At 67.7% G+C, this 13,608-nt stretch carries 13 protein-coding genes and 1 pseudogene; 2 read left to right on the top strand and 12 right to left on the bottom strand.

What is annotated here, in order from left to right:
- Positions 1-533 precede the first annotated feature (533 nt).
- Complete coding sequence (gene asnB, locus D7D52_RS18595; RefSeq protein WP_120738122.1) at positions 534-2,501, top strand: asparagine synthase (glutamine-hydrolyzing); 1,968 nt, start codon at positions 534-536, stop codon at positions 2,499-2,501.
- A 57-nt stretch (positions 2,502-2,558) separates the two neighbouring features.
- On the opposite strand, the gene D7D52_RS18590 is transcribed toward asnB, so the two are convergent.
- From D7D52_RS18590 to D7D52_RS18570, 5 genes are all read right to left on the bottom strand, one after another.
- On the bottom strand, positions 2,559-2,993 hold the full coding sequence (locus D7D52_RS18590; RefSeq protein ID WP_120738120.1) for a type II toxin-antitoxin system VapC family toxin: 435 nt from the start codon (positions 2,991-2,993) through the stop codon (positions 2,559-2,561).
- Positions 2,990-3,241 (bottom strand): ribbon-helix-helix protein, CopG family, encoded by a 252-nt coding sequence (locus tag D7D52_RS18585; RefSeq protein WP_120744238.1) that lies wholly within the window; start codon positions 3,239-3,241, stop codon positions 2,990-2,992. Before D7D52_RS18585 ends, D7D52_RS18590 begins: the two co-directional genes overlap by 4 nt.
- Positions 3,242-3,387: 146 nt before the next feature.
- Positions 3,388-4,050 (bottom strand): methionine ABC transporter permease, encoded by a 663-nt coding sequence (locus D7D52_RS18580; RefSeq protein WP_120744237.1) that lies wholly within the window; start codon positions 4,048-4,050, stop codon positions 3,388-3,390.
- A gap of 20 nt (positions 4,051-4,070) precedes the next feature.
- Positions 4,071-5,126 (bottom strand): methionine ABC transporter ATP-binding protein, encoded by a 1,056-nt coding sequence (locus D7D52_RS18575; RefSeq protein ID WP_120738118.1) that lies wholly within the window; start codon positions 5,124-5,126, stop codon positions 4,071-4,073.
- Positions 5,123-5,998: a MetQ/NlpA family ABC transporter substrate-binding protein gene (locus D7D52_RS18570; RefSeq protein ID WP_120738116.1), complete on the bottom strand. Its 876-nt coding sequence runs from the start codon at positions 5,996-5,998 to the stop codon at positions 5,123-5,125. Before D7D52_RS18570 ends, D7D52_RS18575 begins: the two co-directional genes overlap by 4 nt.
- 140 nt (positions 5,999-6,138) lie before the next feature.
- On the opposite strand from D7D52_RS18570, the gene D7D52_RS18565 reads away from it, so the two are divergent.
- Positions 6,139-7,002: a MetQ/NlpA family ABC transporter substrate-binding protein gene (locus D7D52_RS18565; protein WP_120738114.1), complete on the top strand. Its 864-nt coding sequence runs from the start codon at positions 6,139-6,141 to the stop codon at positions 7,000-7,002.
- A gap of 146 nt (positions 7,003-7,148) precedes the next feature.
- Here D7D52_RS18565 and D7D52_RS18560 read toward each other — a convergent pair whose 3' ends face one another.
- The 7 genes and pseudogenes from D7D52_RS18560 to D7D52_RS18530 all read right to left on the bottom strand — a co-directional run bounded on the left by D7D52_RS18560 (position 7,149) and on the right by D7D52_RS18530 (position 13,598).
- Entirely contained in the window at positions 7,149-8,072 is a 924-nt protein-coding gene (locus D7D52_RS18560) for a hypothetical protein (RefSeq protein WP_120738112.1), read from the bottom strand.
- A gap of 53 nt (positions 8,073-8,125) precedes the next feature.
- Positions 8,126-8,926, bottom strand: a complete 801-nt coding sequence (locus D7D52_RS18555) for a bestrophin-like domain (RefSeq protein WP_120738110.1) — start codon at positions 8,924-8,926, stop codon at positions 8,126-8,128.
- A 147-nt stretch (positions 8,927-9,073) separates the two neighbouring features.
- On the bottom strand, positions 9,074-9,820 hold the full coding sequence (locus D7D52_RS18550; protein WP_120738108.1) for an adenosylcobinamide-GDP ribazoletransferase: 747 nt from the start codon (positions 9,818-9,820) through the stop codon (positions 9,074-9,076).
- A gap of 354 nt (positions 9,821-10,174) precedes the next feature.
- On the bottom strand, positions 10,175-11,251 hold the full coding sequence (cobT, locus tag D7D52_RS40145) for a nicotinate-nucleotide--dimethylbenzimidazole phosphoribosyltransferase (protein WP_425464682.1): 1,077 nt from the start codon (positions 11,249-11,251) through the stop codon (positions 10,175-10,177).
- Between the two features lie 498 nt (positions 11,252-11,749).
- Positions 11,750-12,226, bottom strand: a pseudogene (locus D7D52_RS40140) (bifunctional adenosylcobinamide kinase/adenosylcobinamide-phosphate guanylyltransferase); the annotation flags it as partial.
- 115 nt (positions 12,227-12,341) lie between these two features.
- Positions 12,342-12,614 carry a hypothetical protein gene (locus tag D7D52_RS18535; protein WP_120738106.1) on the bottom strand — a complete coding sequence of 91 codons (273 nt, stop codon included), beginning with the start codon at positions 12,612-12,614 and terminating at the stop codon, positions 12,342-12,344.
- Between the two features lie 18 nt (positions 12,615-12,632).
- A complete protein-coding gene (locus D7D52_RS18530; RefSeq protein ID WP_120738104.1) occupies positions 12,633-13,598 on the bottom strand; it encodes a helix-turn-helix domain-containing protein in 966 nt (321 codons plus the stop codon).
- Between the last annotated feature and the right edge of the window lie 10 nt (positions 13,599-13,608).

The raw sequence follows: 13,608 nt of genomic DNA, 5'->3' as shown, positions 1-13,608 counted from the left end.
CCGCCAGCCCGGCCCGCCGAAGGATGCGGCCCCGCCGACCCTGGGCGGGTCGTGCCCCTATCGCCTCGCTCGCCTTGTGCGCCACGCTCAACGCCTTCCTGGTCGTCATTCCGACACCGCGCCGCCCGGACTCCCTTCCGCCGGGCGACACTTATTCAGCACAGTTTGGGCTCTCGCAGGCCCTCGCGCGAACGCACGACAGACCCTGAGAATTTCCCAAGTACTACGCAGCGTAGACCAAGAAACCGCCCCCGTTGTGATCGGGTCCTGTTCGACACGCTGCGCCCCAATCGCCTTCGCTTCGCTACGGCTGTTCGCAGCCCTGTCACCTCGCTCTTCCCTCCTCCGCTCCGCCGCTTCGCTCCCCCGCTCCGTCAGTCCAGACCGAGGCGGGCTGCGAACCTTCGGGCATTGGAAGGGGCCCAAGCGCGATCCGACTCGGTACGGCATACTCGGGCAGTAGGTTTCGCGTCCAGCGTGCCCGGACGGGCATGCCCCCAAATCCTTGACTCCGGAAAGAGGTTCTCGGCGCAGTGTGTGGTCTGCTCGGATTTCTGACAGCTACAACGGCTACTACTCCGGATGGGCGGACGGTCGAGACCACCGCGGCACAGGTGTACGAGGCGCTGCACTGCCAGCGTCATCGCGGCCCGGACGAGCGCGGCACCTGGAACGACGAGCGCATGATCTTCGGCTTCAACCGCCTGTCGATCATCGATATCGAGCATTCGCATCAGCCGCTGCGCTGGGGTCCGCCGGAGAACCCCGAGCGCTACGCCATGACCTTCAACGGCGAGATCTACAACTATCTCGAGCTGCGCGCCGAACTGAAGGCGGCGCACGAGGCCGAGTTCGGTGATCAGCCCATGTTCCGCACCGAGGGCGACGGCGAGGCCATCGTGGCGGCCTTCCACTACTGGGGCGCCAAGGCGGCGAGCAAGCTGCGCGGCATGTTCGCCTTCGCCATCTGGGATACCGAGCGCAACACGCTGTTCCTGGCCCGCGACCCCTTCGGCATCAAGCCGCTGTTCCTCGCCACCGGCGCGGGCGGCACCGCGTTCTCCAGCGAGAAGAAGAGCCTGCTGGGTCTGCTTCCAGCGCTGGAGCTTTCCGACGCGCTGGACCCGCGCGCGCTCGAGCACTACACGGTGCTGCAGTACGTGCCCGAGGCCGAGACCCTGCACAAGGACATCCGCCGCCTCGAATCCGGCTGCTACGCCTGGGTCGAGCCCGGCGCCGCCCCGCGCGTCACCCGCTACTTCAACCCGCAGTTCCGGGTGCGCAAGTTCGCGGCCGGTTCGGAGGCGCAGCGCTACAAGGAGATCGCCGCCGCGCTCGAGGATTCGGTGGCCAAGCACATGCGCGCGGACGTCACCGTCGGCGCATTCCTGTCCGGCGGCATCGACTCCACCGCCACCGCGGCGCTGGCCATCCGCCACAACCCGAACCTGCTGACCTTCACCTCCGCCTTCGAGCGCCAGGGCTATTCGGAGGCCGATGTGGCCGCCGAGACCGCGGCGGCCATCGGCGCCAAGCACTACGTGCGCATGGTCTCCCCCGAGGAGTACGCGGCCGCGATCCCCGAAATCGTCTGGTATCTCGACGAACCCGTGGCCGACCCGGCGCTGGTGCCGCTGTACTTCGTGGCCAAGGAGGCCCGCAAGCACGTCAAGGTCGTGCTCTCCGGCGAGGGCGCCGACGAGCTGTTCGGCGGCTACACCATCTACCGGGAACCGTTGTCGCTCAAGCCTTTCGAGTACCTGCCCAAGGGCGTGCGCAAGCTGGCCGGCAAACTGTCGGACCGTATTCCCGAGGGCACTCGCGGCAAGAGCCTGCTGCACCGCGGCTCGCTCACCCTCGAGGAGCGCTACTACGGCAACGCCCGCAGTTTCAACGACGCCCAATTGCGTTCGGTGCTGCGGGAATTCCGTCCCGAGTGGACGCATCAGGACGTGACCGCTCCCATCTACGCCATGCAGGGCAACCACTGGGATCCGGTGGCGCGCATGCAGCATCTGGACCTGTTCACCTGGCTGCGCGGCGACATCCTGGTCAAGGCCGACAAGATGACCATGGCCAACTCGCTGGAATTGCGCGTCCCCTTCCTCGACGCCGAGGTCTTCAAGGTCGCCGAGCAGATCCCCGTCGATCAGAAGATCACCAAGGAAACCACCAAATACGCCCTGCGCCAGGCGCTCACGGACATCGTCCCCCCGCACGTCCTCAACCGCGCCAAGCTCGGCTTCCCGGTCCCCCTGCGCCACTGGCTGCGCGGCCCCGAACTCTACGACTGGGCCCGCGCCCAGATCACCGACTCCGGCACCGACCACCTCCTCAACAAGCAGGCCATCCTCGCCATGCTGGAGTCCCACCGCACCGGCCCCGTAGACCACAGCCGCCGCCTGTGGACCCTCCTCATCTTCATGATCTGGCACGGCATCTTCGTAGAAAACCGCATCAAACCCGAAATCCAAGAACCCACCTACCCGGTCAACCTCTGACCCCTCACCCCGAAATCCCGCCCACCCGAACCCGATTCGGGCGGGCGGGCGTATCGATCAGAGATCGTCGGGCAAGGCCCGAAACGCAGCGTGGGCCGTCAGTGGCGCGACCGCGCGAAAGTCACGGCGATCCAACGTCAGCACGTCAGCTGTTTCGTACCGTTCGGCCAGGGCCACGTTCGTGGCATCGGTCAGATCCAGACACAGCGCGACATATCTGTTCTGAATCTTGCGCGCGATCCGAAGCACCTCGGCCGACATGTGGGCGATTTCGATCCGCCCGGTTCGTTCCTGCGCCAGCAACCAATCATTGACCCCGTAGGCGGCTCGGCGGTTCAGGTTCCGCGTCAGCACATGCTCGATTTCGAGCAGGACCAATGGAGAGACAACCGTCAAAGCCGCCTGCTGCAAGACCTTTCGCGCACTCCCATGATCCGGCTCGGAGGCGTTGAACGCGGCGATGAGACCCGAGGTATCTCCGATCAGAATCACTGATCCCGATCCTCCGAACCGGCAATCGCATCTCCAACGGCTCGGCGAACCTCTTCGTCGCCGATCGGCCGGCCCAGATCGACAACCGGAATATCCCAGTCCTCCTCCCAGCGCCTACCGCGAATCGCGACGAGATGGAACGCCTCACGAAAGATCTCGGCCTCCGAACGCCCCTCGCGAGCAGCAACCTGCTTGATCAACTCCAGGTCGCTCTCATCCACCATGACAGTCGTCTTCTTCAGCCCCATATGGTTATGGTACCCCCACCATATCCTCTGCAAGCAATAATTTGCACCGGCCATCGAAGTGGCAGGTTCCCAAGTTGGAGAAGCTGTCCTGAGGCTCCCCCGCCGAGTGCCGTGCCCCTCATTCACGCGGCACTCGGCGGGGGCGGCTATCGGCGCAGGACCCGGCGGGCCAGCCAGTTGCCGAGGAACTGCACGCCTTGGACTCCGGCGATGATGATCAGGGTCGCCACCAGGGTGACCTGCCAGTCGAATCGCTGATACCCGTAGACGAGCGCGAAATCGCCTAGTCCGCCGCCGCCGACGGTGCCGGCCATGGCGGACATGTCGACGATCGCGATCACCACGAAGGTGTAGCCGAGTACCAAGGGGCCCAATGCTTCTGGGATCAGCAGGGTCAGGATGATGCGCAGGGGGCCCGCGCCCATGGAGCGGGCGGCTTCGATCACGCCCGGGTCCACGGTGACCAGATTCTGTTCGACGATGCGTGCGATGCCGAACGAGGCGGCCACGATCATCACGAACGCCGCGGCGTCGGTGCCGATGGTCGTGCCGATCACCTTCAGGGTCACCGGGCCCAGCGCGGCCAGCAGAATGATGAACGGAATCGGGCGCACCACGTTCACCAGCACGTTCAGCACCAGATTGAGGGGTGCGTTGGCCAGCAGTCCACCTTTGCGCGTGGTGTAGAGGGCGGTACCCAGCGCGAGTCCGATGGTGCCGCCCACCACGAAGGTCAGCAGCACCAGATAGATCGTGGTGCCCACGGCCTCGCTCAGTACCGGTCGCAGCCGATCCCAATCCGTATGCACGGCAGCCAGATTGCTCACTGTCACGCCGTCCTCCGATCGTCCTCGGCCACCGCGACAGCCGGCCGGTTTCCTTCGGCGAGTCGCGCGGCCAGCTCTCGCACGGCCTCGTCCGGCCCGTCGAGGGCGAGGGTGAGGTTGCCGAAAGTCTTGTCCTGCAACGTGCTTACGCCACCGAAGACGACCTCGACCGTCACTCCCGCGGCCGCGGCGTCGGTCAGGATCGGTCCGATGCCGTTCTCGTCGTCGATGGCGACGGTGACCAGCCGGCCGGTGTGCCGCTGCTCGAGCTTGCGCAGCTCGTCGGCGGTCGGGCGGTTGTGCAGGACCGTCTCCACGAAGGAGCGGGTGGGCGCGGACGCGGGCGCGGAGAACACCTCGAAAGTGCTCGCCAGCTCGACGATTCGCCCCTCGGCCAGCACCGCGACCCGGTCGGCCACCGCGCGGATCACGTCCATCTCGTGCGTGATCACCACGATGGTGACACCGAGTTCCCGGTTGATCTTCTTCAGCAGTCGCAGCACCTCACCGGTGGTCTCCGGGTCCAGCGCCGAGGTCGCCTCGTCGGCGAGCAGCAGCGACGGGGAGGTGGCCAGCGCGCGAGCGATACCGACCCGCTGCTTCTGCCCGCCCGACAGCTGATCGGGATAGCTGCGCGCCTTGTCCGAAAGTCCCACGAACTCCAGCAGTTCCGCCACCCGCGCCTTGCGTCGCGTGCGCGGCCAGCCCGCCACCTTCAACGGGTATTCGACGTTCCCGGCGGCGGTGCGCGAACGGAACAGGTTGAACTGCTGGAACACCATGCCGATATCGCGCCGCAACTGCCGCACCCGCGATTCCGGCACCCCGGTGATCGGCTCGCCGGAAACGAGGATCGTTCCCGCCGAAGGCTTTTCGAGAGCGTTGATCAACCGCACCAGCGTCGACTTGCCGGCGCCGGAATAGCCGATCACACCGAAGATCTCGCCCGCTTCGATCCGCAGGTCGATGCCGTCGAGTGCGGTGTGGCTCTGCTTCCCGGTCCGGAAGACCTTGCTGACCGCCTGGAATTCGACCGCCGCCGAACCGTTCCGGCTCACTTGCCGTCGCGGATGGACTGCTGCACCCGCTGCAGGATCTGCTCCAGCTCCGGCCCGCTCTTGCGCACCTCGACCGAGGTGCCCTTGTCGTCCTCGGCCTCGGCCTTCTGCACCGCCGGACTGTGGAAGACGTCGACCAGCTTCAGATAGGTCGGATTGCCCTTGTCGGCGGCCCGAGTCACCAGCGCGTTGATATACGGCTGAGCGCCCGGATTGCTCGGATCATCCTTGTACAGCGCGCTATTGGGATCGATGTCGGCCTTGGACAGGTAGGTGTTGTTGACGATCGACCCGTCCACCGACGCCAGCGACAACGCGGTCTGCGCGGCGTCGACCGGGGTCACCTTCACCTTGGAGGCGCCCTTGTCGATATCGGCGGGCGTCGGCTGCGCCTTGTCGCCCGCCAGCTTCAGCAGCCCCGCCGCCTGCAAGACGAACAGCGCCCGCGCCTGATTGGTCGGATCGTTCGGGATGGCGATCTCGCCGCCCTGCGGAATCTCGGCCAGCGCCTTGTGCTTCTTGGAGTACAGCCCCAGCGGCACGATGTAGGTGGACCCGATCGGGGTCAGATCCTGGTTGTTGGCCACATTGTACTGGCCCAGGAACTGCAGGTGCTGAAACAGATTCACGTCGATCTGCTTCTGCGCCAACGCCGTATTGGGCTGCGAGTAGTCCGAGTAGTGGACGATGTCGAGGGTGATGCCCTGCTTCTTGGCCTCGTCCTTGAACACGTCCCAGTGCGAATCGGATTCGGTGGTGCCGATGCGCACCGTATTGCCGGTGGAGTCGCCGCTGCTGCCGCAGGCCGTGAGGGTGAGGCTCGCGACGGCTGCTACCAGGACCGGGATCGCCAGTACCCGATGGAATTTCACTCGTGCTCCCGCATGCTTGTATTTCTTCGTGGAAATAGAACCCGGTCATGGAACACTTCCGGCAAGCGGCGGGCAATGATTGCGATCCGGGGGAGCCAAACGGTTCCGGTGCGCACGAGACCTCCCCTACGGTGCGTGAAATGCGAAAACTGCGCCGTTTCCTGGTGATTCCAGTCCTGTTCGCCCTGGCCCTGACGGCCGCGTGTGGCGAGGACCACCACGGCGACGTGGTCCGCATCGGCGTGAACGATCTCGCACAACCGCACTGGGACGTGTTCAAACGCAAGGCCGCCGCGGCCGGCATCACGGTCGAGTTCACCAACTTCACCGACTACAACCAGCCCAATCCGGCGCTCTCGCAAGGCCGTATCGACCTCAACAAATTCCAGCACATCCGCTACCTGGCCAACTACAACGCCCGCAACAACGACACCCTGGTGCCGATCGGCGCCACGGAGGTCTACCCGCTGGGGCTGTATTCGAAGAAGCACCACGCGGTGGGCGAGATCCCGCAGGGCGGCGAGATCACCCTGAGCAACAACCCGGCCAACCAGGTGCGGCCGCTGCTGAACCTGGCCGCCGCCGGACTGATCGTGCTGCGCGGCGGCGGTTCCTGGGATTCCAAACTCGAGGACGTCGACAAGGCCGCCTCGAAGGTCCGGCTCACCACCATCGACCCCACCCTCACCGCCGCCTCACTCGACAGCGTGGACGCCGCCTACGTCGACGACACCTGGGCCCGGCAGGCCGGCCTGACCAACGACCAGATCATCTACACCGACGACCCCAACCGCCCGGATCTGAAGCAGTACATCAACATCTTCGCCGCCCGCGCCGCCGACAAGGACAACCCGAAATACCTGCGCCTGGTCGAGATCTACCACGACCCGGAAGTCGAGGCGGCCATCAAGGCCGAGGCCGGATTCCAGGGCATCTTCAAGACCAACACCGCCGCCGACTTGCAAGCCACGGCCACCGAACTGGAAACCAAATTCCGCCAGTAGCTCAGCGCGGACTCGCTGTCTCAAGAACCAGTCCGGCCACGGTGAGCGTCGGTGGAGTCAGTCGGCCGCGCTCGCGCCGTGGCCGCGAGCGAGGCGGACACGCGCTCCGGCGATGAGCGTGATGGGGAGCGACTCGCCGTCTCGAGTCAGTCGGCCGCGCCCGACCCATGGCCGCGAGTGAGACGGGCGCGCGCCCCGGCGATCAGCGTGATGATGATGACCGTCATGACTTGCAGGGCAGTCCATTTGATGGGGTGCGGCGGCGGGACAGGGGCGGCGACGGGAACCGGCCGGGGCGGCAACGCGATCGGATGCGGTGCGGGCGGAACGAACTGGGGCGCGGGCGCGGGGACGGGCGCCCGCACGGGTGCGGCGACGACCGGCACCGCCGCCGGGGCATGCGGAATCTCCAGGGGTATCCCGGGTTTCGGGAGTTGCACCGGTAACAGCAGCAGGCAGGTGAGCAGGGCACTCCCGCTCACGGCGCTACCCACGACCACGCTCCCCAGCCCCGCGGAGCCAGGGCCGACCAGGCCACTGGACCCGGGAACGAAGCCCGGCCCGATCAACCCGGAGCCCAGGCCGCTACCCGTGAGCACGCCCAACCCCAGTACGGCACTCCCCACCACAGCGCTGCCCGCACAGGCGGCCGCAACACTGCCGGAGTCCAATCCAGCCAGACCACCGAGCGTGTCGGGAGTCGCAGCCGCAGTCGTTGCCGTCCCCTGCGTCTGCATCGGATCCTGCGCGCCGTGCGAACTCAGATGCAGCACCGAACCGGCGACTTGGCTCGGGCCAGCACCCAGGCTGCTGCCCGTGGACACCCCGCCGCTGCCCGAACCCGACTGACTGCCGCTGTACCCGCTACCGGTTCCCAATCCGAGGGCACTGCCGGTGGGCGCATCGATCGGGCCCGCTGCGCCGTCGGAACCCGCGCTGCCGCTGAGGATTTCCCCGATCGGCGGCACTGCCGGATCGGCCTGAGCCGTGCCCGGCGACACGGCGAGCAGGGCGGCGGCGAGCGGGACCGTCGCCGCGAATCCGCTTGCCGCTCTGCGAGTCCGGTTCATGCTGCCTCCGAAAGCCGTGGACGGATGTCGAGATCGCGATGACCGCACACCGCTCAGCGCGGATTGGCGCTGGCCGGTTCCGAGGACGTGATGTGCTCGAAGCGAGACAGCGCCAGCTCGTAGGCGTCCTTGGAGACGTGGTTGCCGCCCGAGAACGGCTGATCCAGTTGGTAGACGGCCACGATCACCGCACCGATCACCAGTCCGAACAGACCGGTCATGATGATGCTGCGCTTGGTCACCACGACGCCCGAGAACACCGTCCCGAACAGCAGCATGACGGTGGCGAACCACAGCGCGACGTAGAGGAAGCTCGGCAGCCGGTAGCCGGCGTCGAGCCCGCGGTCGTAGCGCGCCTCCGCGATGGCGTCGACCGCGGTCGCCGCTTTGTCCTGTGTCGCTTGGGCATTCGCGTCGCCGGCCGGCGGGGCTTCCACGGCGGCGCGCAGGTCGTCGAGCGTGGCCTGGGCGGCGGGGCTCAGCCGCCGCTGCTTGTCCATGACCTCCCACTCCTCGCCCAGCACCTGCTTGGTGTAGTCCTTCACCAGCGTCTGGATCTGCTGGCGGTCGGGCTGGGGCATGGCATTGGCGGCCTCGTAGACGTTCACCAGCGCCTTGCCCTCCGACACGGTGTGCTGGTGCGAGTCGTCGTACTGCTGCCACAGGATCACCACGACGAATGCCACGATGGCCGCGAAGAACATATTCACCATGTCCAGCATCATGTTTCCGGCCCCGGCGTCGTCCTGATGCCGCCACGATGTCGGCCGCAGCCGATCACCGACCAGGAAGATCGTGACCGCGACCACTGCGAACAGCGCGAGCAGACCCAGCTGAGACAGAATTCCGAGCATTCCGCGACTCCATTTCCGGCCCAGGGCAGTGGCGATCACGAGTTATTCGCGACCATTGCCCGACCGGATTGCGCAGGGCGCCGGTCGGATTGCGTCCGCAAACAATCTGCTACAGCCCGCGGCACGGCGTCGGAAGAGCTCCGGCCGCTAGCAGGAGAACGACAGCAACGCAGCGGTAATGCTGACACTCAATTCCACTGCGGCTCCGAGCACATCACCGTTGAGCCCCCCGAACCGCCGCACACAATGCCGCACCAACAGCAGCGTCGCGGCCAGGGCAGCCACCACCGCCACCGGCCCCTGCCAGGGATCTCCGGTCACGAATACCGAAGCAGCCCCGGCGATTCCAGCCCACCCCAGACTCACCGCGGAGCCCTGCGTCCCAGCGACCAGCGCCCCGAACCCCGCCCCCGGAGCCGCCTCGATCCCCCGTCGACACGCCGCCACCACCGCGACCCGCCCCATCGCGACCGCCAGCACCACCGCCGCCCACCGCCCGCCCCCGGCCAGCGCCGCGAACGAAACCGCCTGCACCCCAATCGCGAACACCAACGCCGCCACCCCGAACGGCCCCACTCCCCCGCTCTTCATGATCTCCCGAGCCCGCTCCGGCGGCCCGTAACTACCCAGCCCGTCCATGGTGTCGGCCAGCCCATCGATATGCATCCCCCGCGTGATCAACGCCAACCCCGCCACCACCACGAACCCGGCCAGCAGCTCGGAGGCCCCCAATTCCCCAAGCCCCCACAGCGATCCGGCAGCCCCCGCCCCGAGCAACACCCCGACCACCGGAGCCCACCCAATAGCCCGCCCAGCCACCTCCCGATCCACCTGATCAGGCCCCCGCACCGGCAGCACGGTCAACCACGACACCGCCAGCCGCACCCCGTTCACAACCGCACCGCATTCATCGCGAGAATTCCGCAACGCCCACGGTGAGGTGGCCGCCACGGTGTTATCACGAGCACTCCGGAACGCCCACGCTGAGGTGGTGACCACGGAGTTATCGCCAGGAGTCCGGTACGCCAACGCTTAGGAGGTCGCCACGGAGTTATCGCCAGGACTCCGGAACGCCCACCCTGAGGAGGTCGCCACGCCAGGACTTCGGAACGCCCGCGGCGAGGCGGCCGCCACTGAGTGGCGTCGCTACCGAGTTCGTGCCCGGCGCGTACTGCGGCCGAGCGCGGGTGAATACGCAGGCGCGCCAGCACATTCCGGTGTCTGGGATGTGCAGGCGCGGGCGGCAGGTTAGGCACCGGCCGGTTCGGTGGCGTCGGCGGTGCTGACGCCGGCTTCGGCGAAGGTCGCCATCTCGGCGAGCGTGGCGACGGCGGCGCGCAGCAGCGGCAGCGCGGCGACCGCGCCCGAACCCTCGCCCAGGCGCATGCTCATGTCGACCAGCGGCTGCAAGTCGAGGCGCTGCAACGCGATGGTGTGGGACGGCTCGCTGGAACGGTGCCCGGAAATCCACCAGGCGCGGGCGCCCGGAGCCAGCTGGTCGGCAACCAGGGCGGCCGCGGTGACCACCACGCCGTCCAGCACGACCGGGGTGCGGCGGGCGGCCGCGCGGGCCAGGAATCCGGCCATGGCCGCAAAGTCCGCGCCGGATGCGGTGCGCAGCAGCGCAACCGGGTCCTTGATCACCGGCCGGGCCCGCCACATGGCGTCGCGGATGGCGGCGGTCTTGCGCATCCAGCCGGCATCGTCCACACCGGTGCCGCGACCCACCGCGACCACCGGCTCGGTGTCGGTGAGGGCCGCGATCAGCACGGTCGCGGGCGTCGTATTGCCGATACCCATGTCACCGGCGATGAGAAGGTCAGCGCCGGAATCGATTTCCTCGTCGGCGATGGCGGCGCCGGCGGTCAGGGCGGCCTGCACCTCCGCCTCGGTCAGCGCATCCTCACGATCGATGGAACCGCTCGACCGCCGCACCTTGTGCCGCGAGATCTCCGCCGCGGTATCCCCCGCCACCGCGATGTCCTCCACGCGCACAGTGGCATCCGCCAACCGCGCCAGCACATTCACCGCCGCGCCGCCGTGCAGGAAGTTGGCGACCATCTGTGCGGTCACCTCGCTCGGATACGCCGACACCCCGTGCTGGGCAACCCCGTGATCACCGGCGAACACCACCACGCGAGCCCGCTCGAACTGCTTGGGCGGACAAACCCCCTGGCACGCAGCCACCCAGTTGGCCAGCTGCTCCAACCGCCCCAACGCCCCAGCGGGCTTGGTCAACTGCAACTGCCGCTCCTCAGCAGCCTTGCGCACCACCACATCCGGCCCCGGCACCGGCCCAAACGAAATCCGCACCGGCTTGCTCAACTGCGGCCGCTCGCCCCCATCACCGACTGCGCCGCCCGCTACCGAACCGGCGACCGACTCCACCGCCGCTGCGGGCTCAGCGAAGAACGGCGAATCGGCTGCGGCGGCAACCCCGGCGGTAGGAATCGAATCCCGCACGCCCACATCGGAACCCGTCGCAGACTGCTCCCCGGTCGCCCCCGATCCGTCGGCCGCCACCGATCCGCTCGCCAGCAGCGTTCCTCGGGCCGCTACCGATCCGCCGGCAGCCGCCGATCCGCTGTCCGCTGGCGTTCCACCGGCCGCCAGGGTCACCGCGGCCGCCACCTCGGCCGCAGTCGATCCCGACTCGGCGTCGACCCCGCTGCCTCCGGCCGAAACCGCCTGCGCCGCAGAATGTTCGACGGTGGGTTCTGTGCCGACCGAACTGGTCACCGCCACCGGCGAATTCGCGGCGGCCGCATCCGAGAGCGCGGCGGCCGAAGCGAAAGCATGATCGGGCTTGACCCGCAGGGCCTGACCGGCGACCACAAGGAATACCTCGTCGCACACGTCAGCGAGGCGCTGATTCAAGCTGCCGATCTCATCCCGGAACAGTCGACCCGACGCGGTCGCCGGAATCACTCCCAGCCCTACCTCCGGACTCACGATGATCAGCCGTTCACCGTAGGCACCCACCGCGCCCACCAGCGCATCCAGGTCGGGACCGACAGTGCCACGCGGCGATTCCCACGCGGCACGCGCATCCAAACGCCCGGTCAACCAAGTGCCCAGGTCGTCGATCAGGGTGACGGGCGCGCTCTCGGCCAGCGCGGCGACCGGGTCGCCTTCCACGATCGTCCACTCCGCCGGCCGCCGGGCCCGGTGCGCCGCAATGCGTTCGGCGAAATCGGCGTCGGCGGGATCGGCCACCGCGGTGGCGATGTAGCGCACCGCCCCCGACCCGGCCAACTGTTCCGCGAAGGCCGACTTCCCGGACCGGGCGCCACCGAGCACCAGGGTCCGCAGCGGCCGATCGGTTGTCTGAGCAGTGTGCGACACGTCAGCACGGTATCAACTGGACCCGTGTCCCGGCCGACCAGGCACGGCGATCACCGTCGGGGCGGCGAGGTCAGTGATTCTTCTCGTTGTGCACGCACTGAACCTTCTGGTCGCGGGCGGTATACGACCAGTCCGTGCCCGCTGGGCAGTCCGACGCGCGGCTCACGCTCGCCACGATCTTCCCGTCGTGCGGTTTCGAGCACGACACCACCTTGTCGTGGCTGGTCGTCTCACCGCCAAGAAGGCACTGCCCCTCCGCATCGCGCGGATCCTTGCACCCGGCCGTCGTCCCGGCCACCAGCATGGCCAGCGGCACCGCCGCCATCATCACTCCCCACCGCATGGGAACGGATGCTAGCGCTCAGGACACCCGAGCCCCGAACCGGCGGCGATACTCCACCGGCGCGATGCCGACAACCCGCTGAAAGTGATGCCGCAGCAACGCCCCGGAGCCGAATCCGCAACGGTGCGCCAGGGATTCGAGATCCAGATCGGTGTCCTCGAGCAGGTGTTTGGCCAGCAACACCCGCTGGCCGGTCAGCCATTTCACCGGTGTCGTACCGGTTTCCGCGGCGAAGCGGCGCGCGAAGGTGCGGGTGGACATGGCACTGCGCGCTGCCAGCGATTCGACCGTATGCGGCAGTTCCAGATGCTCGCCCATCCAGTGCAGCGTCTCGCTGAGGCTGTCGGAATCGCAGTCCACCACCGGCCGTTCGATGAACTGCCGCTGCCCGCCGTCGCGCTGCGGCGGCACCACCATGCGCCGGGCGATGGCATTGGCGACCGAGCTACCCAGTTCGCGGCGCACCAGATGCAGGGAGGCGTCGATCCCGGCCGCGGTACCGGCGCTGGTAATCAGGTTGCCCTCGTCCACGAACAGCACGTCCGGGTCCACGGTGGCCTGCGGGAACTGTTCGGCCAGCAGGTCGACGTAGCGCCAGTGAGTGGTGCACTTGCGTCCGTCGAGCAACCCGGCCGCGCCCGCGAGGAAGGCGCCCGAGCACACCGTCAGCACGGTGGCCCCGCGGTCGGAGGCGTCCCGGACGGCGTCGACCACGCGCTGGTCGAAGGGGTTGTCGGACAGGATCGGAAAGGCCGGAACGGCAACCAGATCCGCGTCGCGCAGCTCCTCCAGACCGTATTCCGGAGTCACCTGAATCCCCGGTGAGCTGGAGCGCAACGGCTTGCCGGGCTGCGCGCCGCACACCCGGAAGTCGAAGGCGGGCAGGCCGTCGGCGGTCCGGTCAAGCCCGAAAACCTCACAGACGACGCCGAATTCGAACATGGCGAGGCGGTCGTTGACGACCACGGCGACCTTCGAGAGCATGTTTCGATCC

The sequence above is a fragment of the Nocardia yunnanensis genome, from assembly GCF_003626895.1.
Lineage (GTDB): Bacteria > Actinomycetota > Actinomycetes > Mycobacteriales > Mycobacteriaceae > Nocardia > Nocardia yunnanensis.
The sequence above is the reverse complement of the archived record's forward strand: the minus strand, read 5'-3'. Positions and strand labels throughout refer to the sequence as shown.

Coding starts and splice junctions, on each gene's coding strand:
- D7D52_RS18565 (WP_120738114.1), top strand. CDS start 6,139: ATGCGAAAACTGCGCCGTTTCCTGGTGATTCCAGTCCTGTTCGCCCTG.
- D7D52_RS18535 (WP_120738106.1), bottom strand. CDS start 12,614: ATGCGGTGGGGAGTGATGATGGCGGCGGTGCCGCTGGCCATGCTGGTG.
- D7D52_RS18530 (WP_120738104.1), bottom strand. CDS start 13,598: ATGCTCTCGAAGGTCGCCGTGGTCGTCAACGACCGCCTCGCCATGTTC.
- D7D52_RS18560 (WP_120738112.1), bottom strand. CDS start 8,072: ATGAACCGGACTCGCAGAGCGGCAAGCGGATTCGCGGCGACGGTCCCG.
- D7D52_RS18555 (WP_120738110.1), bottom strand. CDS start 8,926: ATGCTCGGAATTCTGTCTCAGCTGGGTCTGCTCGCGCTGTTCGCAGTG.
- D7D52_RS18585 (WP_120744238.1), bottom strand. CDS start 3,241: ATGGGGCTGAAGAAGACGACTGTCATGGTGGATGAGAGCGACCTGGAG.